The following is a 23,864-nucleotide window of genomic DNA, read 5'->3' as shown; positions in this document are numbered from 1 at the left end:
TTATGGTCAGTATCAATTGGATTCTTTTAATCATTGGCGGTCTGTTTGAAGCCGCCTTCGCGATGAGTCTGGGAAAAATACAACATACATCGGGCAGAGAAGTATGGTTCTGGGTGCTTATCTTTTTGGTATCGGTTAGTTTGAGCATGTTTTTGTTGTTTAAATCGATGGGGGGCTCCCACCCTATTCCAACTGGAACCGCTTACGCCGTCTGGGCAGGTATCGGGGCAGCAAGCACGGTACTACTGGGTATACTGATATTCAGGGAACCGGTAACTTTTTGGAGGATATTTTTTATTAGTACGCTTATTTTTTCAATTATTGGACTACAAATGACATCTAATCATTCATGACTTTCCGTTCATACCTGACTGTAAAATACAAATGGACAACACATTAATCCCAATGTTGATATCCTGTTAAGAACTTGTTAAGAAGTTGTTCATATTTTTAACCCGAAATATTTGTATTTTTCCATTCCCGGACGTTATATTTGCAGAGAACAATAAATCACAATTACGCACAGCGTAAAAATAATATAGGAGTTCTTTGACATTTTGCACACGACCGGAAGAATTTCATTCGAGAGATGAATAAACTTAGTTTGTCATTCCAATGTTTTAACGACGAAGGCTTTACTGCTTTTTAGAAGAAACTGAATGAATTTCTGCTGCCACATGTAACTTTTGCAAAAGCTCTTGTCACCGGCTCCGTCGGGAGATAAATCTTCACGGATATCTTCTCTTCTTCGGTGGTCGATGCAACAGTTTGCAAAACAATGATCAGATTTCATAAAGGTTGAATACTGTTACGCGGGCGTTTTTTGACGATACAGTTGCGGGCCTGCCTGCAATCGTAAAACAAAAAAATTGTTCGTGTAAATGATTCTGCTTCACAGTCCGGAAAAATGAATATCAGACGATTTAAAGTTATCGAACCGAACGATATTGAGACTTCTCAGGATTGCTTTAACAGCTTCAAACCCTGTTTCAGACATTTTTTGAAGTATCCGTATTCTGAAGTATCTGCCTTATGGAACGATAAAAATAAACCTAAAACGTTTGTTTTTAGTTCTATTGACTTGAAATACTGAAAATAGTAATGCACGCAAAGAAACATCTGCACAGTCCGTGCAAAACGATTTGAACTCCTACCCAATAAAAAAACCCGGATAATCCGGGTTTTTTTATTGGAATTTCCTAATCCATGGTAAGTACCATCTTGTGATCTTCAGCCATTTTGCGCATGTTAAGTATCGCATAGCGCATGCGTCCCAGAGCCGTATTGATGCTCACTCCGGTCTGTAACGCAATTTCCTTGAAACTCAAATCCCTGTAGTAACGCATTTCCAGCACTTCCCGTTGCGAATCAGGCAAAGAGGCAACAAGCTTCCTGACATCGCTGAGCACCTGCCTGCGCACCAACTCAAGCTCTATGGTATTTTCACAGAAGGAAGAATTATTCCGTAAATCCGGCTCATAGTCGTCGCAGGAAACAGTGTTTTCGCTTTTCTTCTGTCTGAAATAATCGATCATCAGATTGTGTGCAATACGCATAAGCCATGCCTTGAACTTACCGTTCTCTGTATATCTACCCTGTTTGATTGTAGTAATGGCCTTTATGAAGGTATCCTGAAAAATATCTTCCGCGAGACCGTTGTGACGGACTGTATAGAAAATATAGGTGTAAAGGGGCTGTTTATGACGCTCGAGGAGCACATCAAACGCATTGTTATTGCCACAAGCGTACGAAACGACCAATTCTTCATCGGTCATCGTGCAGAAAGTATCCATTTGCTTTACTTCTTTAATTGTTATGTTAATTAGTAGAGTAAAGAGGACTTATAGGCAATCGATTTTAGCGTTTATTGAATTTTGATAACAAAGAAAAGGAAAAAAGCGGGAACAAGCAACTCTTAAATGTTAAAAGGAACAATTTGACAAGCTATACTTCACATCAGGTTCCTAAAAAGTTTATTAACTTTGGAGTCACCTCATTCTTTAAGTACTTATTCATATGAGAAGTTTTTATTTTCTTTTATTGCTACTGCCTTTGTTGTTACTGTTGCCTGTCACAACCCTTCCAGCTCAGGATAACCCGATGAAGCAGGATAGTCTTAAGCTGGAGTCCGGGAGATTATCGGAGTTTACGGCTGACTCACTGGCAATTAATCGCAACGAGACGATGCCTCTGCGGCTACCCCGCCTCAATCCGGCAGATAACCTGGTGCCACAATTCACACCCTACCAGCGCCACAGGATCAGCCTGAACAGGGAAAGAGGCTCGTCCCCACTCTCTCCCATACAGTGGTCCGGTGCCGCTTCTGATTTTATCAATACGAAAAGCCGCACGGTAGTTGCCAGCATGCTACCTTCACGCAACCTCCTAATCTATAGTTCCGCTACGTTAGGTTTGATGGAAACGCCCTATTTCGGCAAGGGCAACTATTACAATCTGAGCACCGGAGCAAAATATCTTATCTCCCCACGGCTTATTTTGGGTGCCAGTGGCAGCTACTACTCCGACTTCGGTGTATTGCCCCACTGGAGCACGGGGTTGGACGCCAGCTACCAGATCAACCGGAACCTGATGGTCGATGGAGGTCTGTCTTATATGCAAACGGCAGGCAATACGTTCGGGGTCTCTCAGTCTGCCGTGATGATAGATCTGCACGGGCGTTACCGGTTGAACGACAACTGGTATCTAAACGGCTATGGCGGGATACCAATGATGCAGCAGAACAACAGCACCACAGCCTCCATGATGCCGGTGATGAGCACTCCCTACTACGGCGGTTCTGTGGAGCACTGGTTCAACACAACTACCGGCGTGGAGGCCGGAATGATCTGGATGCGGGACATGTTTACCGGAAAGATGCGTCCGCAACCGAAACTGGAGTTACTCTTTAGACCGGGAAAAAGATAAGTAATTTTAGATTTCCAAACATTGATTTCCGCAGTTCTCCGTGATAAAGGTTTCGTGGAAAATCGACTTTTTTTGTATAACTCCATACTGATACCAGTCGTTCCGGTACATCTTCCATGTGCTCCGACACACAAAATCGCTGTCGATCAGTGACAATGAATAAAAATTTTATCCGAAGGGATTGAGGACTGGGAGTATCCCATAAAAAACGCCAACTTTCGGTTAATATATATATAACAAGGGTTGTATCCATCCTTCTAAATTGATACAGACTTTTCGGGTTTCTTTTGCCCGGAGTGGTTTAAGGTCGAAGACGAAAGTCCTGGATATCACAGCCAGACAGATTTCGTTGTTCACAAACTCTATTTTAGCATAGCGCTGTGGAGGATTAGAATAGGCCAGTTTACCGGAATCTATTAGCCGTGTATCCCATCTAGAACCGTCGCAACCGCTTGCAGTAATGGTTACATACAGCTCATCTCCCTTAATTAGGACTTCCCTTAAAGGGGTATTACCGGATGATTCTTTAAAGGTCAACCATACTTTATGGCTTCTTTCATATTCACTTTCAAAATCAATATCTCTCTCCTCACAAGAAAAGAGTAAAATTCCCATTAATAATAGGATAAAAATGCAAATTTCACTTTTCATAATATTGGCTATTTTTCTTCAACGAACATCGCTCACTCTTAATTTTTGTTGAATTTGATAACGTACTGAGACCACTTTATAATATTATTGACGAAACAAAACACCCAAACGTTGCAAAAAATATTTTTTCACCTTTCCGGTTAATTCTACAAATTATTTCCGTATCTGTTCGAATCAAAAGAAAGGGATTAACTCGGAATATACGACCCCAAAAGTCAGACAAAAACTTTTTGGGGATTATTAAAGCTGAAACGCAGGATTGGAAGGTCCGCTACCTAACAACAATGAAAGAATAAAAAACAGGCTAAATGGAAAGAGCCCGGTATAATACCGAGCTCTATCACAGGAATTTTAATTTATAATCTTGTTCAGCTTTTGGAGATCATTACATAACCGAAAACAGTGAACCTTTACGCGTTGAAGACCGGTTTGTAGTACCCTAAATCTTCGATACGCGACTGGGTGACGAAATTGTAGTTTTTCACCACTTCATTCCGACCATAATGGACATACACCTCCGCACTGCGACGGAACAGTTCCTGATTTTTGTTTGCATCCTGTAAAAGCAAATACCCCGCGATGATGTGTCCGGCACTCTCCACCAGGCGGCGTGCATGGAAATCGAGATATTCCTCGTCTCTGGCAGAAACGACCTGCTCTACCATCTTTTCATACGTTTCCGTCATATGTACCAATACGTTCTTCAGTGGCTCCAGTTCGGGAGTGAGCGGCATGGCAGCATATTCTGTCATACGTTGCAGATAGGTGCCGGTGGTGACATGGCGAATGGCTGCCACAACCTGCAACTGTGTAGTTCCTTCGTAGATGTTGGTGATGCGGGCATCCCGGTAAAGGCGCTCGCATTTGTAATCTTTCATGTAGCCCGAGCCGCCATGAATCTGGATGGCATCGTAAGCATTCTGATTTGCATACTCGCTACTCATTCCCTTCCCCAGCGGTGTAAAAGCATCGGCCAGACGCGAATAATATTTCATCTCCTCCCGTTCTTCGGGTGTCAGCTTGCGTTCCCGTGCAATATCCTCCAAAGTCTTGTACATATCCACAAAGCGGCAGGTCTCGTAAAGTACGCTACGTGATGCATCGGTCCTGGCCCGCATATTTGCCAGCATCTCATATACCGCAGGGAAGGTGATGATGGCCTTCCCAAACTGACGACGTTCAATTGCATATTGATACGCTTCACGGGTTGCAGCCTCGGAAATACCTACCGACTGAGCCATGATACCCAGGCGGGCGCCATTCATCAGTGACATCACATATTTGATAAGCCCCATCCGACGACTGCCCACAAGCTCAGCTTTGGCATTCTTGAAAACCAGTTCGCATGTGGGTGCTCCCTTGATACCCATTTTATTTTCGATGCGGCGCACATTCACGCCGCCAGTGCGCTTGTCATAGATAAACATCGACAGGCCACGGGCATCCTTAGTTCCTTCCTCGGAGCGGGCCAGCACCAGGTGAATATCGGCATCTCCATTGGTGATAAAGCGCTTCACACCATTCAGGTACCACTGATTCTCCTTCTCATTGAAGGTGGCTTTCAGCATAACCGCTTGAAGATCTGACCCGGCATCGGGTTCAGTGAGATCCATCGACATTGTTTCCCCTTTCACCACCCTGGTTATATAGTTGTTTTTTTGTGTCTCATCTCCAAATTCATAGATGGTTTCACCACAATCCTGCAGCATCCAGATATTCTGAAAGCTGGCATCGGCACGGCTCACAATGTCGGCACTGATCATATAAGGTACCATTGGGAAGTTGAGTCCCCCATACCTGCGCCCAAACCGCATTCCCATCAACTCTGCCCTGTTAAGTACATCAAGATTTTCCTGTGTGTTTGCCGCATAGGTTACCCGTCCATCGGCCACGGTAGGACCGTTGTGATCTACCTCCTCGGCATTGGGGTCAATGATCTCGCCACAGATCTCACCCACCACTTCCAGTACTTTATCGTAACTGTCCATCGCATCTTCAAAGTCAATGGGTGCATAGTCATACGTCTCCCTATCTGCGTAATTTCGCTCCTTTAATTCCACAATTCGCTTCATCAGTGGATGCTGAAGATAATGTCTGAATTGCGGTGTATCTGTATAAAAATTTGCCATGTTTTGAGAAATATTATTAAGTTTTTATCAATACTAAATTTTAAAATTCACGTTGGTTTGGAATTTCAAAAACAAGAGGCAACGTGTATCGCGTCCTGACAGGCTTCCCATCCAGTTTGGCAGGCTCCCATTTATGTATAAAAGCTACAACCTCAATAGCACGCATTACTTCCTTGTCAAGTAAATGATGTGCTCCCCGGACAGTCCTGGGAGATACCATTTTCCCATCTTTATCAATAATAAAGTCTGTTATGACGCGTCCTTCGATGTTGTTTTTTCGCGCATCCTCAGGGTAGCGGATAGCAGCAATAATTAATGCGGACAATGCTTTTACCCCACCGGGAAATTGTGCATGCTGCCAATAAGGTTCTGCAAGACGCTCGTTACCATCTTCATCAAAAAAACGCCCCTTGTTATATTCTCCGCGAAGATATGTTTCATCACGGCGAAGAGAACCGTCCGGGTAATATTCCCTCAAGGTTCCCTCACGAATCCCGTTTTTGAAATGCTCCACTAGTTTTTTACTACCGGAAGGATAATACTCTGCACTTTTGCCGTGTAGATTATTATTTTCATATATACGGGTCACGCTGTCCCGTCCATCGGAGTACAAAAGGTGTGATGGTCCATTTTTAATTTTCCTGTCTGTATTATATTCGGAGTAATATTCCCATCCTTTATGTACACCTTCTCTAGTAAAGATATCTACCTTAATAATCTTATCCGATTCTTTCGTGACCACGGCATAGTTGCCAGTACGGTTCAGAGAGATCGTATCTTGGGCTAAAAGAGACGGTAAACTTAAAACGAGCAAGAATATAAAACAGCTCCTTTTCATCTACTTTGTGTTCTTCTTGTAATATTTTATCATCTTCGGAATCACCTTTTCCACATCCCCTGTAATCACATAATCGGCAATGGTGTTGATGGGTGCATTCGGATCGTTGTTGATGGAGATTATAATGGAGCTGTCCTGCATGCCGGCAATATGTTGTATTTGTCCCGATATGCCGCAGGCGATATAAACCTTCGGGCGGACGGTAACACCTGTTTGTCCCACCTGGCGCTCATGTTCAGTAAAACCGGCATCCACCGCCGCACGCGAGGCTCCCACTTCGGCACCCAATACGTCGGCCAGCTGGTAAAGGAGCTGGAAGTTTTCCCTCGATCCCACACCATATCCCCCGGAAACAATGATGGGTGAGTTTTTGATGTTTACTTTCGATTTTTCAATATGTCTGTCGATAATGGAGATCACAAAATCTTCATCCCTCACAAAATCACTCACAGTGTGCTCCACTGTTTCACCCTTATAGTAAGGATCGAGAATCTCTTTTTTCATTACCCCCTCACGTACCGTAGCCATCTGCGGACGGTGGTCGGGATTAATGATCCAGGCCACAATGTTACCACCAAATGCCGGACGTATCTGATAAAGCAAATCCTTGTAGAGTTTACCTGCTTTCTTTTCTTCGTGGTCTCCTATCTCGAGCGAGGTACAGTCGGCAGTCAGTCCGCTGCCCAGCGCCGAAGAAACACGGGGACCAAGGTCACGTCCAATGATGGTGGCACCCATCAGACATATTTGCGGTTGTTCTTTTTTAAAAAGCTCCACCAGGATGGAAGTATGCGGCATGGTGGTGTATGGCGACAAACGTTCATCGCGGAAGATATGCAGCACATCCACGCCATATGGAAAAACCTGTTGGGCCACTCCGTCGAGGTTTGCACCGGCAGCAATGGCTTCCATTTTACAGTTGAGCTGGTTGGCCAGTGAGCGTCCCTTGGTGAGTAGTTCCAGACTTACCTCGGCTACCGTGCCCTCTTCAATTTCAAGATATACAAATAAATTGTTCATATAATTTTTTCTCGTGTTATCCAATCGTGTGATTTTCTATTAGTTCTCTCATCAGCTCATCAATCTCGCCATCATTGTCAGTCAGATGCTTACTCTCTTTGGCCTGAAAGACTACGTTCTCAATCTTTTTCACCTTCGTGGGAGAGCCGGAAAGGCCACACTGTACGGGGTCAGCCTCCACATCGGCCACGCTCCATTCGGTAAGATTCAGATAGGGACGGCTACTGTATATATCTATATAATCGAGGTTTTCAACCTGTCTTTCGGTCACCGTTTTGGCATGTTTGAACTTTTGAAGGAGCTTGGCGTTCCGGGGTCTGCAGGAACGGGCGGAACCATTCACGGTAATAAGTGCCGGCAGCGGACATTCAACTACTTCCACCCCATTATCGAGGCGCCGCTTAACCGTGATTTTATTCTTGTCTATTGCTTCGATATTTTCGGCGTAGGTAATCTGCGGTATCCCCAGCTTTTCGGCCACTTGTGGTCCCACCTGTGCCGTGTCGCCATCGATAGCCTGTCGTCCGGCGACAATGATGTCATACTCCCCGATTTTTCGCACAGCCATTGACAAGGCGTATGACGTGGCCAGGGTATCAGCTCCGGCAAAAGCCCTGTCGGTCAACAAGACGCCATCATCGGCTCCGCGGAAAAGTCCTTCACGTAATATATCGGCCGCCCGGCCAGGGCCCATGGTCAGCACCGTAATCCGGGATCCAGGAAAACGCTCCTTGATGCCCAGTGCCTGTTCCATCGCATTCAGGTCTTCGGGATTAAAAATTGCAGGCAGAACTGCCCTGTTCACGGTTCCGTCGGCTTTCATCGCATCTTTCCCCACGTTGCGCGTATCGGGAACCTGTTTGGCCAACACAATAATGTTAAAAGTCATTTTTGTCAGTTTAGTTTGTTTCTTTTCGGTATTTTTCTACGTTTTTTCGTAACGATAGATGGGCACACGAAGTTTCGCATGACATTTATCTGATCGCGTTAAAAAAGCGTTATATATTGAGACAGCAAATATACACAATTTTCAGCAAGTCACTTCCCGAACTTCACAAAAAAATGAAAAAGAGGATGTAAACAATTAAGCAGGTTAATATGTTAATTATATGTGATCTTTTTTCTAAAAATAATTTGACGGCATTTCCAAATCATCGCACGATGTAATAGAGAAAATTCAGTTAAATGTGATATCTTTGCATATGTAAAAAAGAAAATACCCCCGGATGAAAAAGATTATCCCTTTACTTATTGTGATGGCCACAAGCCTTTTCCTGGGCAGTTGTGCAGGCATAAAATACTTGACGGTGGAAACACGTGAGCCGGCACAGGTTACACTGCCCTCAAACGTATTTTCTCTGGCAATTGTGAATAATGTAGTACAACAGCCAGACAACATTGGACATGAAACACGGCTGATAGGCCGTTCAACCAATGAAAGAGCAAAAGCTTCCTCCGACAGCATCTCAATTTATTACACAGAGGCGCTGACACAATTTCTGAATGAAGAGGATTATTTTCAGAATGTGCTCTTTTATCCTGAACCATTGCGAAGTGATGCCGATTTTTTTCAGGAACGCCCTATTACTCCCGAACAAATGAACGTTATCAGGAAAAAGACCGGGGCCGATGCGGTCATCTCGCTCGACAGGTTGATTATTCAAACCGAGAAAAAGGATCAGTTCCGCCAACAGGGCTATACATACAGTGAAATGACCGGGAGGATCAATTCTATTCTGAGAGTCTATCTGCCCACCATGGAAGGAAAGATTCCCGCAGTGCAATACAACGACAGCATCCGATGGGAAGGTCTGGACACACAAAACATACCGGCATATGCCGACATCGTGCTTCCCTCGCGGGAGGAAGTGATGAAGCAGTTGGCAGTGCAGGCTGCCGAGAAGATGACTTATGTCTTTGCCCCGCACTGGGAAAAGCAAAACAGATGGTATTATACGCTGCCAAATGCACTGATGCGTGAAGGGGAGAGTTTTGCCAAAAGTGCAAACTGGATTGCAGCAATAGAGAAATGGGAAGCTTTTTTTAATTCCCGTTCCAATAAAACAGAAAAAGCAAAGGCCGCAAATAATATTGCATTAGCACGGGAAATGATGGATGATATGATGCAGGCATTGGAATGGGCAAATATTTCATTCGAATTGTTTACTCAGTCCTCGGCGCCAAATTCACTAGACCGGAAAAGATCCCTGTTGTACAAAAATGAGTTGGAGAGAAGGGTCAGCACATCCAATAAATTGAATATGGAGGATTTTTAATCGTTTATTTGAAATCATCCCAAAAAAAACGAAGAAGTTATTCCTGTTATTCAAAAAAAACAGTAACTTTGTCGCAGAATCTTCAGCAGTAAATTTACTCATACTACTGTTAATCATTTACAAATTCATTTCATATCAGATTATCTCCGGCTTTTTTTGCTGAAAAGTATGGTTCCATGCAACCATCACACCGGGTCGGGCATGATTCAGTGACAACATATTTTTAATATTCACAACGAATTTCAATAGATATACATGGCTTATAACATTATTGAGCTTAATGAAAAGCTTACCACAGAATTGCGGGTCCTGGCCAAAGAAATGGGCATACGGCGTCCGGATGCGTACAAGAAAGAAGAACTCATCTACAAGATATTGGATGAGCAGGCAATAGCCGAAACCAAAAAATTAACTGCCGACACCGGGACTAAACAAAACTATGGTACCCGGAACCGCACAGAGAAACCAAAAAATCAGAAAAACAAACCTGTCGGCAAGAAAGAAGAAACGAAAGAACCCGAACCGACCAAAAAAGAACAAAACAGTTCCATCAAACAAACAGCACCGGTTGTCCCTGCAGAAAAGCCCAAGCTGGTAAAAAAAGAGGAGATTGCAGCAATTACTCCTGCACCCATAAAACCGGAGGTTGCGACAAAGCATGAGATGGTAAAGGAATCAACGGAAGAAACATCACAAAAGGGAGAATTAAGCAACAAGCCATCCGACAAGAAAGTGGCGGCGGACGAAAAAGCCGAAACACCCCAGCACGATTCCAAAACACCATCCAAACCCCTTCAGTTGGTCTTCCGGTCGTCGAAACACAGAAACGAAGAAAAAAAGAGTGCACCCGCACCCGTGACACTACCCCCCGTAGTGGCTGAAGATCCCACAGTGGAGACTGCGGCTCCCCCCGCAAAGGAGGTGCCACCTGCAGGAAGTAAGGTCTCTTTGATGGATCTGCTGGCACCTTCCCCCCTGCAACCAAAACAGCAGCCTCAGACACAACAGGTAAAAACGGCACACCAGTCCCCCACCCTTAGTCAGAATCCGGCTCAGGCACAAAAGGAGAAAGATTCTTCTTATGACTTCGACGGTATCTTGACAGCCTCAGGTGTACTGGAGATCATGCCCGACGGATATGGTTTCCTGCGTTCATCGGATTACAACTATATGTCATCACCCGACGACATATATGTCTCCCAGTCGCAGATTCGCCTCTTCGGACTAAAAACGGGAGATGTGGTGGAAGGTCCCATTCGTCCGCCCAAGGAAGGGGAAAAGTTTTTCCCACTGGTGAAGGTGGATAACATCAACGGCCGTAAACCTGACGATGTGCGTGACCGTGTACCGTTCGACCACCTGAAACCCTTGTTTCCGAATGAGAAATTCAATCTAACCAAAGAACATAACGACAATCTCTCATGTCGTGTGGTAGACATGTTTTCACCCATCGGAAAGGGACAGCGCGGACTGATCGTGGCACAACCCAAGACCGGCAAGACCATGTTACTCAAGGATATTGCCAATGCTATTGCTGACAATCATCCGGAGGTATACATGATTATTCTGCTCATTGATGAACGACCCGAAGAGGTAACCGACATGGAAAGGAGTGTAAGGGCCGAAGTCATTGCCTCCACATTCGATGAACCGGCCGACCGTCATGTGAAGATTGCCGAGATCGTCCTGAATAAAGCTCGCCGCCTGGTAGAATGCGGACATGACGTGGTGATACTGCTTGATTCTATAACCCGTCTGGCAAGAGCCTACAACACCGTGCAACCGGCATCGGGAAAGGTGCTCTCGGGAGGGGTGGACGCCAATGCGTTGCATAAGCCCAAACGTTTCTTCGGTGCCGCGCGCAATATTGAACATGGCGGTTCGCTCACCATCATTGCCACTGCTCTCACCGATACGGGATCAAAAATGGATGATGTGATTTTCGAAGAGTTCAAGGGTACCGGTAACATGGAGTTACAACTCGACCGCAGACTTTCCAACAAGCGCATCTTCCCTTCGGTGGACATTATTGCTTCCAGCACTCGCCGCGACGATCTGCTGCTATCGGAAGAGACACTCAACCGCATGTGGGTACTCCGCAACTTCCTCTCCGACATGAATTCGGTAGAAGCAATGGAGTTTCTATTAAATCGTTTGAGACGCACATCGAGCAATGAAGAGTTTCTGATCTCGATGAACGATTAAGCAGCAAAATTTTTATAACCAGATATCCTCGGGGTATGCCACATTTTCAAGAAAAAGGGCATGTCCCGGGGCGGAATCGCCCGCTACGTTGCGGTTTTTAGCCTCAATGATACGTCGTAAGCCACGCTCATCAATACGTCCTCTACCCGCTTCGAGCAGGGTACCCACGATGGCGCGCACCATATTTCGCAGAAAGCGGTCCGCAGTAATGGTAAAAACATACCGATGTTCTTCTTTCTGTTCCCATTGAGCTGATTTAATACTGCAGAGGTTGGTTTTCACATCGGTGTGCAGTTTACTGAAACTGGTAAAATCATTGTACTCCTTCAACACTTCACACAACGTATTCATCAGTTGTAAGTCGGGATGAAAGTGTATACGGCAGGTCAATCCATGCATGAAAGGATCTTTTCGGGTAACCACATAGTAACTGTAGGTACGTGAAAGGGCACTGAAACGGGCATGGGCATCGGGTTTCACAGGTTGTATACTGGAAACGGAGATATCTTTCGGAAGAAAATTATTGAGTTTATGGATCAGGTCAACGGACGAAAAGGCATCACCTTCCCAATCGAAATGGGCCACCATCCCACGGGCGTGCACACCCGCATCGGTTCTACCCGCTCCGGTTACGGCCACGCTATCACGCAGGATAACAGACAATGCGTCCTGCAACACCTGCTGCACACTTAAGCCATTCGGCTGAATCTGCCAACCCACATAATTACGGCCATTGTATGAAAGCGTCGCAAAAAAACGGGGCATATTTCTGGGATTATCCGTTTAACTCTTTCAACCTTATTTTGGTAAGAGCCTGCTTTGTATTCAGCGGAAAGTCGCCATCCATCATCCAGCCATAATAACCGGGCTCATTTTTGAGCACCTCCAATACCGGTTTACCCTTGTGTTTCCCGAAGTTGAACACCTCTACTCCCTCTTCGTTGAAGATGATCCTACCGGCAAAATCCACGTTATTGTTAAAGCTGGAATATTCTTTTGAGAGTATTTCAATGTCGTTTGTCAGGTCCGGGTACCGATCGAGTTGCGATTTCAATACTTCGTAGGTGGCAAAGGCATCGGCCTCGGCGGAATGGGCATTTTCCAGCTGTTTATTGCAATAGAAGGCGTAGGCTGCTTCCAGCGTACGTTGTTCTTTTTTATGAAAGATGATCTGCACATCCACAAACTTACGCTTACTCATGTCGAAATCCACGCCGGCACGGAGGAACTCTTCCGCGAGCATGGGCACATCGAAACGACTGGAATTAAATCCTGCCAGGTCACAGCCTTCCAGCTGATCGGCCAGCGAACGGGCCACCTGTTTGAAGGTAGGGCAATCTTTTACATCGTCATCCGTGATACCGTGAATGGCCGTTGCCTGCGGTGGTATGGGTATTCCGGGGTTAATACGTCTCGATTTAATTTCTTCTTTTCCATTTGGGTATACCTTCAGGAATGATATCTCCACAATGCGATCATGGGTAATGTTGATCCCGGTAGTCTCCAGATCAAAAAAGACCAGCGGGTTTTTGAGATTTAATTGCATGCATGCACGGGTTAGTCATTCAACATCATTGGCATAAGCAACGTCAGCATATCTTCGTTTTCTTCCTTCTCAACCGGCAGGATAAGTCCCGCTCTTGAGGGATCAGAGAGTTCTATCCGCACGTCGGGTGAGGGAATATTATTGAGGATGTCAATGAGGAAGGCAGCTTTAAAACCGATGTTCATCACGTTGCCTTCGTAATTGCAGGGGATCATCTCCTCGGCGGCGGTAAGAAAATCGATATCCTGTGCCGACACCACGATCTTTTCTTCCGAAAGCTGTAGCTTCACGAGGCTGCTTGCCGGATTGGAAAAAACAGCCACGCGTTTGAGTGCATTGAGCAGGGCCAGCCGGTCGAGTGTAAGTGTATTGGGATTATTTTGAGGGATCACCGAATTATAGTTCGGATAGCGTCCTTCCACAAAGCGGCACACCATCTTGTATGAAGACATGTTAATATAAGCGTTGTTCTCGTCAAAAGTGATATCCACAGTGCCTGATTCTTTTGGAAGGAGTAATTTCAACAGGTTTGCCGGCTTTTTGGGTAAAATAAATGAAGACCGCCCGTCACCCTTTGCCTCGGTAGTGGTTACACGTACCAGCTTATGACCATCGGAAGCCACAAAGGTAACATCATCGGCAGTGATATCGAAATAGATTCCGTTCATTACGGGACGCAGCTCATCGTCAGCAGTTGCGAAAACCGTCCTGTTTATTCCCGAGAATAGTGTTTCTGCATCCATAGTCAGTTTCAGGGCAGAATCTTTCAGAACTTTCGGTTCAGGGTACTCATCACCCTTTAATCCCACGAAATTGTATTTTCCGTTATGATAATATATAAAAACCTCCAGCGTTTCATCGTTTATATCGAACGTAAGCGGCTGATCCGGCAATTCGCGCAGCGGATCGAGCAGATTTTTGGCGTTGATAGCCAGACTTCCCTCACCCTCGGCACCTCCCACTTCTACCAGCGTCTCCAATCTAGTTTCGCTGTCGGCTGCTGTTAAAGAGAGCATGTTATTCTTCAGATCCAGCAGAAAACAATCCAGAATAGGCAATGTGTTTTTGGAATTGATCACCCTGCCGATAGCCTGCAGGTGATTCAACAGTGTGGCGCTTGATACTACAAATTTCATGACGTTATATCTTTTTTTATTTCAATTAGCAAATATAGGAAATTATCTTGGAGTGCCGGTGGTTTTCAGGATATTTTTATCTCTAGTGCCGACGTCGGAAATATTTATTATTTCTTGTTTCTTGGATGATGCTCAATAATCTCCTGACGCAGAAAACTGCGATCGAGATGTGTATAAATCTCGGTGGTGGTTATTTTCTCATGCCCCAGCATCTCCTGAATTACTCTGATATTGGCGCCCCGTTCAAGCAGATGTGTCGCAAATGAATGACGAAAAACATGCGGGCTGATATTCTTTTTTATTCCGGCAGCTTCAGCGTATTGTTTGATATAATGAAAAACAGTTACCCTTGAGATGGCTTTACCTCTTGAACTGACAAAGACAATATCTTCATTCCCTTTTTTAATGCTAATCTGATTGCGGTAGTGCAACCAGTCTTTGATCTTCTGTATGGCGGTGTCCGATATAGGTACAAGCCGCTGCTTACTTCCCTTCCCTTCCACACGAATGAAGCCTTCCTCCGGAAAGAAATCGGAGAAACGAAGGCTGGTAAGTTCCGAAATACGTAAGCCACAGCTATAGAGTGTTTCTATGATGGCATAATTTCTAGTCCCCCCGGCAGTGGAGAGGTCTATAACCGCCAGTATCGCATCTACCTCTTCCAATGACAATACCAGGGGAAGTTTTAACCCTGTTTTTGGCGTCTCCAGCAATTCTGTAGGATCGTCACCGCGGTACTTTTCCAACTGTAAAAAACGGAAGAAAGATTTCAGACCCGAAATAATTCGGGCAGTGGAGCGGGGTGAAAGAGACTGGTCGTATATTGATGCCAGAAACTGCTCCAGATGCTCGCGACGAAGATCGATAACATTTATTTTCAACTCTGTACAAAAACCGACCAGCTTTTGCAGATCAGACATGTATGCCTCAATAGTGTTGGTCGACAGCCCTTTTTCCAGAAGAAGATACCGTTTGTACTTATCGGTTACCATTTGGAGTGTCATTTTTCGCCCTCTCCATCTCTGTTAAAAAATTCTCTACCTCCTCTACACTTGATCTTAACTTTTCAAGCAAAGTTGTTTCTTTCACTCCTGACCACTGATGATCATCATTCAGCTGACGCAGGAGACCAATCACCTCCTCATTGCCCATCATCTGAAAAAGAGGCAATAGCTTGTGCGCAATCTCGCGTGCCGTCTTCTCATCCTTTTCAGCAAAGGAATTTTGAAGCTTTTCCATGTTGACTATTGTCTCGCTGATAAACGACTTCAATATTCCTCTGGAAGCCTGTTTGTCGTCCCTTACAAAGTCGATCAACGCTCCTGCACCTTTAATGCGTGGTTTTACCGGATGAACAGGATAGCTTATCCCCGTTTTTCCCGATTTCACATACCTCCAGATGATGCTATAGAGATGCTCTGTTTCAAAAGGTTTGGAAAGGTAATCGGTAAAACCGGCAGCCTGCAATTCTGCAGCGGACATCTCCGATTCGGCTGAAAGCGCAATGACGGGCACTTCTTTTGTATTTTTGTTCACTCGGATTTTTTCGACGAGTGTAATCCCATCTATGTGTGGCATGCGGATATCCACGAAGACAATGTCGAACAAATTTTCACTCAGTTGCGATACCACCTTGCGAGGATTGGCCTCAATGACACAATGCATTCTTTCCTTTTGCAGCATCTCGGCAATCATATTCAACTGAATCAGATCATCATCTACCACAAGTACGGAGATACCTTCCAGATCAAACCCTGTCCCGACAATTTTATCATCTTCTTTTTGTGCAGGATGCAGGGGTAACTCCACAATAAACTCAGATCCTTTCTCTTTTTCCGAAATAAAAGATATGCTGCCTTGCAATGCATCCACAAAACCTTTTGTGATGGCTAATCCCAGACCACTGCCTTCCATATTGGCCGATTCAATGCCGGAATTATCCAGCCGGCTGAATTCCTGAAATATATACTGCCGGTCTGCCGGATCAATTCCTCTTCCGGTATCGGAAACTGAAAACAGGAGACTATCACCTCCTTCATCCTTTTTTACCATTGCAACAATGAGTACTTCTCCCACAGCCGTATATTTGACAGCGTTTGAAATAAGATTCCCCATGATCTGCCTCATCACGTAGGGGTCACCAAAAAAGATTTGTTCAGGGGATATTTTGTTGTCAACAACATAACTCAAATATTTCTGTTTTGCCAGTGGTCTGAAACTGTCCGCTGTTTCTTCCACGAGGGCATGCAGATGAATGTTGGACTCTGTAAGTTGCCATGTCCCTGCTTCAAGCTTATGATGATCGAGCAACATGGATACGAGTTGGAGGACATGTTCCCCGGAGTGTTTCATATTGCGGAGCCGGGGTTCATTTTCAGATTCACTTCCACCTCCTTCCATCAAATGAATATAACCCAGGATGGAACTCATCGGAGCTTTGATATCGTGAGAAATGGTAAGCATCAACTTCTCCCTCGAAGCCAAAAGTTGAGAAATACGGTTATGAGAGCTCTCCAGCTGTCTACGGTAACGCTGGCTTCTATTAATATCCACTAAAAAGAGAATGCCGAAAACTAATGCTATGAGTATGGCCAGACAGGAGACCACAAACATGGTACGCTGTGAACCGGCGAGAGCCTTTTCCTTATCGATTACCAACTGAAGGGACTTTTTCATTTCCGCCTGTTCTATACCTTTTAAAAGATCGTCGATACGTACGGTAAGCATGCGGTTGGTGAAATTCATTGTATCCAGCCTTTGGGTAAAAATGGCTTGGAGTGCCTTCTGTCGTGCAAGATCCAATTTTTCAGAATAACGTATCTTGTTAATGAGTGTGTCTACAATGACCTTGAATTCATGTTCGTTGACCACCGCTTTGTTGCTGATTACAACGGTTGAATCGGGTGAAGCAACAAATACATTGCGTACCCGATCGAGGAAGCCTTTGCGTTGTCCGGCTACTACAGTGGTGTCGGATTGACTACGCCGGGGTATGCGTAGATTATTTTTTTCCAGAAAATCTGAAACCTCTCTGTTCAATGCCCGCGGCACATAGCTACTCTCGGTACTGCTGGTAATCAGGGGGGCTCTGTTTAACGAGTCGAGTAATACGGCAACCGCCTCCAGATTCACTTTTTTTTCGTGGATAAGGAACTTTATCGTGTCAAGTGTAACAATACGCCCAGTGTCTTGGGAGTACTGTTTCAATTTGTTCAAGTTGCGGTTTATCTCCGGAACAACTGAATCATATTTGAGAAAATATTGCCGGGCACTTTCAGCCGTGAATAGATTTTGACCATTTTCTATCTCGTATAATTTCGAAAGTGTATTTCCCACAATCAGTAATTCGGTAATGTCTTCATTTTTAATTCTCTGATTTGAGAAGACCACCAGATTCCGATAAATGCCATAAAGTCCCAGTGCCATGACAATCACGACCAACAAATAGCCCGCGATCACAGTGAACTTTATTTTTGAAGATATTTCTTTTTGCATATAGGGCAAAAAAATTTAAGTAATCACATTGTATAATTTAATTTTATTGTACAGCGTTTTTCTGTCTATATTCAATATTGATGCTGCCATTGTTTTATTTCCTTTGGCAAGTCTCAGTGCCTCCACTATTTTTTCCTTCTCATAATTCTCCTTTCGAAGATTAAGCATCGGGTTAGGTACAACTGAACTACTCTCCTGCTTGGTAATATCTTTTTCGAACAAGCGTGATGCCATCTCGGCCGGCATATGTTTTCCTTCGGTCAGCAATGCAGCCTGTATGACACTGTTCTTAAGTTCCTGGATATTCTCCGGCCAGGCATAGTCATACATCTGTTTGTAAATAGCCTGATCAATGGTTTGTATTTGTTTATCGAGCGTCTGGTTGGCAAAATGGAGAAAATATGATACAAATGTATCTATTACCTGTTTTTTTCCCTTTATGGTGGGGAGGGTTGTGCTTCTCTCCTCGAGCAGGTGGAAAAGCTTGGGTATAAGTGACTTCTCCAATTCGCCAGTACTTTTCTCGGTACTCATAATTACCTGAGTATAGTTTTCGTCGCGTGATTGTTTCGTGAGGATGTTCAATAATTCATTCTGGAGATTGAGATCGAGTTGATCCACCTTTCTGATATATAGCAACCCGCCCCGTGCTTCAAAGAATTTCTCCATCAGGGGCGATACACCCTGTTCAGAATCAATGTACTGCCGGACACCATTTTTATTACTCAGCTGATCAGGATCCAGTTGGACCAGTGGTCTGGCAGGATGGATTCCCTTCTCGTAAATATACTTCACGGAAGAGACCTTTCCGGTGCCTCTGTCTCCAATCAACAGACGGTGTTCGTTATGTTCGGCTATTTGATCGAGCTGCCTGAAAAGTAGCTGATATTCCTTATCCGGAGGCAGGATAAAGTCATTTGAAAACCGTTTATTTTTGTTTCTGTATTCCTGTGTCTTAAATGCCTCCTCGATTTTTTTAAATAAATGCTCAGGCTCAATGGGTTTTGGAATATAGTCCGCTGCTCCTGCTTTCATTGACAAGACTGCCGACTCCACGTCGGCGTATCCGGTAATCATGATAACCACGATATCAGAATCATATTTTTTAACCCAGGATAAAAATGTAAGCCCGTCAGCATCGGGCATCCTTATATCTGTAAGGATGAGGTCGAAGGGTTGTTCTTTTACCATTTGTTTCGCATCGCTGGCACAAGTGGCTGTTTCAACAAGGAAGTCTCTTTTTACCAACCACGACTTTAACATCAGACAAACCGTTAAATTGTCATCAACAATTAATACGCTTTTATTCATTCCAAATTAATAAATAGATACCAAAGAGCATAGGTATCGTTATTTGTTTTTGTTCATTTCCTTTTCCAATTCTTTTGGTAATACTATTGCTACATATAAAAGAAAAACAGCCCCGGAGATCATGGCCAGCACCCATTCATTTCTTTGCCTGAACATAAGATATGTAGACACAAACATTAATACACAGGCAAAGAGTTGTATGTTGAACAGCCTTTTTCCGCGGATACTTTTGCCCGGATAAGGGCTGATAACCGTAATAACCGAAAATAGTGCTACTGACAGGCCCATGAGCCAGGGTGCAATTTCCGGTAAAAACAGGAAAATTATCGCCGATAACAAAATACAGATGGCGGAAATGCGTAGTAATATATCCTTCGTATTTCTCATTAACATTACTTATTCAATCGATAATAAAGACGTCCTCGCCTTCTTTCTTCATGAGAAAATTCTCACGGGCAAACTTTTCAAGGTCTTCCTTATTTGATTGAAGTTCGTTTAATTTTTCCTTATCTATGTTGGTTTGATTACGATAGAATTCAATTTGAGATTCAAGGTTTCTGATCCGTGTTTCGTAACGAATCCTCTTTGTCACACTACTGTCGCTAAAAAAAAACAACATCACTACCAACACAAGAAGCACGATGATCTGTGTGACGGTAAGTCCCAGTATTCTTTTGGATGTGAATGCTTTCATTTTTTCTTTCATTCCTGACAAGTTCCAACCCGGTTAGAACTTTATGATACAAATGTACCTTTTTTTTTCGTATTACATTCAACTTTTCAAATATTCACCCAAAAATATCCAATCTGCTCGTTGGGCATATTAAACAAAATAAAGTATCTTTACGCTGTAGTTAAGAAAATAAATAGTTGTAGTGCATCCATTATGAAGAAAGTCATACTGTCAGCCCTTCTGGGTATATTTTCCCTCTCTTTAACTTTTCCATGTACGAATCTTCTTGTAGGAAAAAAAGCATCCACCGACGGATCCACGTTCATTTCCTATGCAGCTGACTCATATGGGTTGTACGGGGAACTGTATCACTGGCCTGCAAAACAATATCGTCCCGGCGAAAAACTCAAGGTTTACGAGTGGGATACCGGAAAGTACCTCGGTGAAATTCCACAGGCACTGCAAACCTTCAACGTTGCCGGTAACATGAATGAACATCAGCTGGCTATCGGAGAGACCACCTTTGGCGGACGTGAAGAGTTGGTCGACTCTACCGCCATCATGGACTACGGGAGCCTCATTTACATTACGCTGCAACGGGCCAGAAATGCCCGTGAGGCAATCACCATCATGACACAGCTTGTAAAGGATTATGGATATTACAGCTCCGGCGAGTCCTTTTCAATTGCAGATCCCAATGAGGTGTGGATAATGGAAATGATTGGCAAAGGCCCAGAAAATAAAGGAGCTGTATGGGTTGCCGTGCGCATTCCGGACGATTGTGTCTCGGCACATGCCAACCAGGCCCGCATACAGCAGTTTCCGCTGGATGACCCTATCAACTGCCTCTACGCTCCCGATGTGATCTCCTTTGCCCGAGAGAAGGGATATTTTACAGGTAACGACGCCCAATTCAGTTTTGCTGAAGCTTATGCCCCATTGGATTTTGGTGCATTGCGTTTCTGTGAAGCCCGTGTCTGGTCGTTCTTCAATAAGGTAAACAGTGACATGGCCCGCTATGTGACCTATGCCCAGGGAAAGACAACCGATCCCATGCCCTTGTATATCAAACCGGACCGGAAATTGAGCCTGCACGATATCCAGCAACAGATGCGGGATCACTATGAAGGCACGGAGCTCGACTGGCGCTTCGACGTGGGTGCAGGTCCCTTTAATTCTCCCTATCGATGGTCTCCTCTTACTTTTGAGGTAGATTCGGTAGAATATTGCAACGAGCGGCCTACAGCCACCCAGCAGACAGGATTCTCCTTTGTGGCGCAAATGCGCGAATGGTTTCCCGATGAGATTGGTGGCATACTTTGGTTTGGCTTGGACGATGCTGCGCAGACAGTCTATTATCCCATCTACTGCGGACATACTGAAGTACCCCTGGAAATGGCACAGGGGAACGGGGATCTGCTAACTTTCTCCTGGACTTCTGCCTTCTGGATCCACAACTGGGTATCCAACATGGTCTACAGCCGCTACAGCGATATGAGTACAGACATGAAGAAAATACAATCGGCACTCGAGGAAAGTTATAGAACCTCTCAGCCTGTGGTGGAGGAGCAGGCAATGACACTTTATACAAAATCCAGGTCCGAAGCAATACACTACCTTACCCAATATTCCAACCGCCTGGTAAAGGAGGGTGTGCAAGAATGGAAGAAGCTGGGTGAATATCTGATGGTAAAATATATTGACGGGGTAGTCAAAAAAGAAGAAAACGGAACGTTTAAAAGGAATCCTTACGGACAACCGGAATTTCCTTCCCGTCCCGGGTATTCCAATGAATACTACAAAAAAATTGTTGAACAAACCGGAGATAAATACAAAGTTCAAACAATAGAATAACTGATATAAAAACAGAATACTCATCATTATGGAAGAAGAAACATTACTGGCATTTGTAACAGAAAAAGCACAGTCTTGGATTAAAGGAAATTACAATGCTGCCACGAAAGAAGAAGTGCAGCAGATGCTCGATAGCGATGACAAATCAAAGCTTGTCGATGCTTTTTACAAAGATCTGGAATTTGGTACCGGCGGCTTACGGGGTATAATGGGTGCCGGTAGCAACAGAATGAATATTTATACGGTAGGATCCGCCACACAGGGGCTCTCCAATTACCTGTTGAAGGAATTTGCAGATGTGAAAGAGATAAAGGTTGTGATCGGGCATGACTGTCGCAACAACAGTCGCAAATTCGCGGAAATATCGGCCGACATCTTTAGTGCCAACGGCATTAAGGTTTATCTCTATGAAGACCTTCGTCCCACTCCTGAGATATCTTATGCCATCAGAAAGCTGGGCTGCCAGAGTGGAATCATGATTACTGCCTCACACAATCCGAAAGAGTATAACGGCTACAAAGCATACTGGAACGACGGTGCACAAGTGTTGGGACCCCACGACAAAAACATCATTGCAGAGGTGAATCGCATTACGTCGGTCGATCATATCCGTTTCAAAGGTAACAACAAACTGATCGAGATCATCGGCAAAGACATGGACAGAGCGTTCATCGACGAAGTCCGCAAGCTGGTACTCTCACCTGAAGCCATCGGCCGCCAACACGATTTGAAGATCGTATATACGCCGATTCACGGTACGGGCATCACCCTTGTTCCGGATGCCTTGAAGGCAATCGGTTTTACCAATATCATTCATGTTCCGGAACAGGATGTGATCAGCGGCGACTTTCCCACTGTGGTCTCTCCAAATCCCGAAGAGCCTGCTGCACTGGATCTGGCCATAAAGAAGGCGATGGAAACAGATGCAGAACTGGTGATGGCGACCGATCCCGATGGCGACCGCATTGGCACGGCCATTCGTGACAATGAAGGCAATTTCATGCTTGTCAACGGTAACCAAACCATGCTCCTGTGTCTTTACTATTTGATGAACAGAAGAGAGGAACTGGGATTGCTTACAGGCAGGGAGTATGTGGTAAAAACCATTGTCACTACCGAACTGGTGAAAGATATTGCCAAAAAGAAGGGAATTGAGTTGTTCGACTGCTACACCGGTTTCAAATGGATTGCCGAAATAATACGAAAAAACGAAGGAGTAAAGAAGTATATCGGCGGTGGTGAAGAGAGTTATGGGTTTCTTGCAGGTGACTTTGTACGCGATAAAGATGCTGTGTCAGCCTGTGCTTTATTTGCAGAAATCGCTGCGTGGGCCAAAGACCACGGGAGAACCATATATCAGCTCCTCGAAGAGATATATCTTGAATACGGATATTCAAAGGAGGTGGGTATCTCACTGGTACGTAAGGGAAAAGAGGGTGCCGACGAGATAGAGACGATGATGAAAAAGTTCCGTACACACCCGATGACATCACTGGGTGGATCACCTGTTACGCTGATCAAGGATTTTGCAAAGCTGGAGGCGGCAGATTATGTCCGTAACGAACAGATTGCACTGGAAATGCCTACTACATCGAATGTTATTCAGTACTTCACCGAGGAAGGTACCAAATTATCCATCCGCCCCTCAGGTACAGAGCCCAAGATCAAATTCTATATTGAAGTAAGAGGAGCGGTGAAGTCACGTGAAGAGCTACCGCAGGCAGAAGCTGAAGCCAACTTGAAAATAAATGCAATACGTCAGGAACTGGGTATCTGACTTCTGCTGACTAATTCCAACAATTGAT

20 protein-coding genes are annotated in these 23,864 nt (G+C 44.6%); 6 read left to right on the top strand and 14 right to left on the bottom strand.

Features of this window, described 5'->3' with window-relative positions:
- The first annotated feature begins 2 nt into the window (after positions 1-2).
- Positions 3-353 carry a DMT family transporter gene (locus AC1HCU_RS03600; RefSeq protein WP_480369178.1) on the top strand — a complete coding sequence of 117 codons (351 nt, stop codon included), beginning with the start codon at positions 3-5 and terminating at the stop codon, positions 351-353.
- Positions 354-1,199: 846 nt separating this feature from the next.
- On the opposite strand, the gene AC1HCU_RS03595 is transcribed toward AC1HCU_RS03600, so the two are convergent.
- Complete coding sequence (locus tag AC1HCU_RS03595) at positions 1,200-1,793, bottom strand: sigma-70 family RNA polymerase sigma factor (protein WP_480369175.1); 594 nt, start codon at positions 1,791-1,793, stop codon at positions 1,200-1,202.
- A gap of 223 nt (positions 1,794-2,016) precedes the next feature.
- Between AC1HCU_RS03595 and AC1HCU_RS03590 the strand changes: the two genes are divergently transcribed.
- The gene (locus AC1HCU_RS03590; RefSeq protein ID WP_480369173.1) at positions 2,017-2,925 is read left to right on the top strand and encodes a hypothetical protein; all 909 of its coding nucleotides are present in this window, start codon (positions 2,017-2,019) and stop codon (positions 2,923-2,925) included.
- Between the two features lie 222 nt (positions 2,926-3,147).
- Here AC1HCU_RS03590 and AC1HCU_RS03585 read toward each other — a convergent pair whose 3' ends face one another.
- The 5 genes from AC1HCU_RS03585 to AC1HCU_RS03565 form a co-directional block, all read right to left on the bottom strand.
- Positions 3,148-3,576 carry a hypothetical protein gene (locus AC1HCU_RS03585; RefSeq protein ID WP_480369170.1) on the bottom strand — a complete coding sequence of 143 codons (429 nt, stop codon included), beginning with the start codon at positions 3,574-3,576 and terminating at the stop codon, positions 3,148-3,150.
- Between the two features lie 410 nt (positions 3,577-3,986).
- Positions 3,987-5,705: an acyl-CoA dehydrogenase family protein gene (locus tag AC1HCU_RS03580; RefSeq protein ID WP_480369168.1), complete on the bottom strand. Its 1,719-nt coding sequence runs from the start codon at positions 5,703-5,705 to the stop codon at positions 3,987-3,989.
- Positions 5,706-5,745: 40 nt separating this feature from the next.
- Positions 5,746-6,543 (bottom strand): TonB family protein, encoded by a 798-nt coding sequence (locus AC1HCU_RS03575; protein ID WP_480369165.1) that lies wholly within the window; start codon positions 6,541-6,543, stop codon positions 5,746-5,748.
- Complete coding sequence (locus tag AC1HCU_RS03570) at positions 6,544-7,563, bottom strand: electron transfer flavoprotein subunit alpha/FixB family protein (protein ID WP_480369162.1); 1,020 nt, start codon at positions 7,561-7,563, stop codon at positions 6,544-6,546.
- A 16-nt stretch (positions 7,564-7,579) separates the two neighbouring features.
- Positions 7,580-8,452, bottom strand: coding sequence for an electron transfer flavoprotein subunit beta/FixA family protein (locus AC1HCU_RS03565; protein WP_480369159.1), 873 nt, complete (start codon positions 8,450-8,452; stop codon positions 7,580-7,582).
- 337 nt (positions 8,453-8,789) lie between these two features.
- Here AC1HCU_RS03565 and AC1HCU_RS03560 point away from each other — a divergent pair, with 337 nt between their 5' ends.
- Together AC1HCU_RS03560 and rho are read left to right on the top strand one after the other, a co-directional pair.
- Positions 8,790-9,839, top strand: coding sequence for a DUF6340 family protein (locus AC1HCU_RS03560; RefSeq protein WP_480369157.1), 1,050 nt, complete (start codon positions 8,790-8,792; stop codon positions 9,837-9,839).
- Positions 9,840-10,094: 255 nt separating this feature from the next.
- Positions 10,095-12,044 (top strand): transcription termination factor Rho, encoded by a 1,950-nt coding sequence (gene rho / locus AC1HCU_RS03555; protein ID WP_480369154.1) that lies wholly within the window; start codon positions 10,095-10,097, stop codon positions 12,042-12,044.
- Between the two features lie 12 nt (positions 12,045-12,056).
- Here rho and truA read toward each other — a convergent pair whose 3' ends face one another.
- From truA to AC1HCU_RS03515, 8 genes are all read right to left on the bottom strand, one after another.
- Positions 12,057-12,809, bottom strand: a complete 753-nt coding sequence (gene truA, locus AC1HCU_RS03550; RefSeq protein ID WP_480369152.1) for a tRNA pseudouridine(38-40) synthase TruA — start codon at positions 12,807-12,809, stop codon at positions 12,057-12,059.
- 10 nt (positions 12,810-12,819) lie between these two features.
- Entirely contained in the window at positions 12,820-13,590 is a 771-nt protein-coding gene (locus AC1HCU_RS03545; protein WP_480369150.1) for an exonuclease domain-containing protein, read from the bottom strand.
- Positions 13,591-13,601: 11 nt separating this feature from the next.
- Complete coding sequence (gene dnaN, locus AC1HCU_RS03540; protein ID WP_480369147.1) at positions 13,602-14,726, bottom strand: DNA polymerase III subunit beta; 1,125 nt, start codon at positions 14,724-14,726, stop codon at positions 13,602-13,604.
- Between the two features lie 107 nt (positions 14,727-14,833).
- Positions 14,834-15,718 (bottom strand): site-specific tyrosine recombinase XerD, encoded by an 885-nt coding sequence (gene xerD / locus AC1HCU_RS03535; protein WP_480369145.1) that lies wholly within the window; start codon positions 15,716-15,718, stop codon positions 14,834-14,836.
- A complete protein-coding gene (locus tag AC1HCU_RS03530; protein WP_321721958.1) occupies positions 15,705-18,221 on the bottom strand; it encodes a response regulator in 2,517 nt (838 codons plus the stop codon). Before AC1HCU_RS03530 ends, xerD begins: the two co-directional genes overlap by 14 nt.
- 15 nt (positions 18,222-18,236) lie before the next feature.
- A complete protein-coding gene (locus AC1HCU_RS03525) occupies positions 18,237-19,532 on the bottom strand; it encodes a sigma-54-dependent transcriptional regulator (protein ID WP_480369142.1) in 1,296 nt (431 codons plus the stop codon).
- 39 nt (positions 19,533-19,571) lie between these two features.
- On the bottom strand, positions 19,572-19,919 hold the full coding sequence (locus AC1HCU_RS03520) for a hypothetical protein (protein ID WP_480369139.1): 348 nt from the start codon (positions 19,917-19,919) through the stop codon (positions 19,572-19,574).
- 13 nt (positions 19,920-19,932) lie between these two features.
- Positions 19,933-20,238: an FtsB family cell division protein gene (locus AC1HCU_RS03515; protein ID WP_480369137.1), complete on the bottom strand. Its 306-nt coding sequence runs from the start codon at positions 20,236-20,238 to the stop codon at positions 19,933-19,935.
- A 180-nt stretch (positions 20,239-20,418) separates the two neighbouring features.
- On the opposite strand from AC1HCU_RS03515, the gene AC1HCU_RS03510 reads away from it, so the two are divergent.
- Positions 20,419-22,059 (top strand): C69 family dipeptidase, encoded by a 1,641-nt coding sequence (locus AC1HCU_RS03510; RefSeq protein ID WP_480369133.1) that lies wholly within the window; start codon positions 20,419-20,421, stop codon positions 22,057-22,059.
- Between the two features lie 28 nt (positions 22,060-22,087).
- The gene (locus AC1HCU_RS03505; protein ID WP_480369131.1) at positions 22,088-23,836 is read left to right on the top strand and encodes a phospho-sugar mutase; all 1,749 of its coding nucleotides are present in this window, start codon (positions 22,088-22,090) and stop codon (positions 23,834-23,836) included.
- The last annotated feature ends 28 nt before the right edge of the window (positions 23,837-23,864 follow it).

Source organism: Proteiniphilum sp. LBM24028 (assembly GCF_056629195.1).
This window is presented reverse-complemented; position numbering and strand designations above follow the sequence as displayed.

What these genes read in the sequence shown, in the direction of transcription:
- AC1HCU_RS03600 (WP_480369178.1), top strand. Translation starts at nt 3, where the DNA reads ATGGTCAGTATCAATTGGATTCTTTTAATCATTGGCGGTCTGTTTGAA.
- AC1HCU_RS03595 (WP_480369175.1), bottom strand. Translation starts at nt 1,793, where the DNA reads ATGGATACTTTCTGCACGATGACCGATGAAGAATTGGTCGTTTCGTAC.
- AC1HCU_RS03590 (WP_480369173.1), top strand. Translation starts at nt 2,017, where the DNA reads ATGAGAAGTTTTTATTTTCTTTTATTGCTACTGCCTTTGTTGTTACTG.
- AC1HCU_RS03585 (WP_480369170.1), bottom strand. Translation starts at nt 3,576, where the DNA reads ATGAAAAGTGAAATTTGCATTTTTATCCTATTATTAATGGGAATTTTA.
- AC1HCU_RS03580 (WP_480369168.1), bottom strand. Translation starts at nt 5,705, where the DNA reads ATGGCAAATTTTTATACAGATACACCGCAATTCAGACATTATCTTCAG.
- AC1HCU_RS03575 (WP_480369165.1), bottom strand. Translation starts at nt 6,543, where the DNA reads ATGAAAAGGAGCTGTTTTATATTCTTGCTCGTTTTAAGTTTACCGTCT.
- AC1HCU_RS03570 (WP_480369162.1), bottom strand. Translation starts at nt 7,563, where the DNA reads ATGAACAATTTATTTGTATATCTTGAAATTGAAGAGGGCACGGTAGCC.
- AC1HCU_RS03565 (WP_480369159.1), bottom strand. Translation starts at nt 8,452, where the DNA reads ATGACTTTTAACATTATTGTGTTGGCCAAACAGGTTCCCGATACGCGC.
- AC1HCU_RS03560 (WP_480369157.1), top strand. Translation starts at nt 8,790, where the DNA reads ATGAAAAAGATTATCCCTTTACTTATTGTGATGGCCACAAGCCTTTTC.
- rho (WP_480369154.1), top strand. Translation starts at nt 10,095, where the DNA reads ATGGCTTATAACATTATTGAGCTTAATGAAAAGCTTACCACAGAATTG.
- truA (WP_480369152.1), bottom strand. Translation starts at nt 12,809, where the DNA reads ATGCCCCGTTTTTTTGCGACGCTTTCATACAATGGCCGTAATTATGTG.
- AC1HCU_RS03545 (WP_480369150.1), bottom strand. Translation starts at nt 13,590, where the DNA reads ATGCAATTAAATCTCAAAAACCCGCTGGTCTTTTTTGATCTGGAGACT.
- dnaN (WP_480369147.1), bottom strand. Translation starts at nt 14,726, where the DNA reads ATGAAATTTGTAGTATCAAGCGCCACACTGTTGAATCACCTGCAGGCT.
- xerD (WP_480369145.1), bottom strand. Translation starts at nt 15,718, where the DNA reads ATGGTAACCGATAAGTACAAACGGTATCTTCTTCTGGAAAAAGGGCTG.
- AC1HCU_RS03530 (WP_321721958.1), bottom strand. Translation starts at nt 18,221, where the DNA reads ATGCAAAAAGAAATATCTTCAAAAATAAAGTTCACTGTGATCGCGGGC.
- AC1HCU_RS03525 (WP_480369142.1), bottom strand. Translation starts at nt 19,532, where the DNA reads ATGAATAAAAGCGTATTAATTGTTGATGACAATTTAACGGTTTGTCTG.
- AC1HCU_RS03520 (WP_480369139.1), bottom strand. Translation starts at nt 19,919, where the DNA reads ATGAGAAATACGAAGGATATATTACTACGCATTTCCGCCATCTGTATT.
- AC1HCU_RS03515 (WP_480369137.1), bottom strand. Translation starts at nt 20,238, where the DNA reads ATGAAAGAAAAAATGAAAGCATTCACATCCAAAAGAATACTGGGACTT.
- AC1HCU_RS03510 (WP_480369133.1), top strand. Translation starts at nt 20,419, where the DNA reads ATGAAGAAAGTCATACTGTCAGCCCTTCTGGGTATATTTTCCCTCTCT.
- AC1HCU_RS03505 (WP_480369131.1), top strand. Translation starts at nt 22,088, where the DNA reads ATGGAAGAAGAAACATTACTGGCATTTGTAACAGAAAAAGCACAGTCT.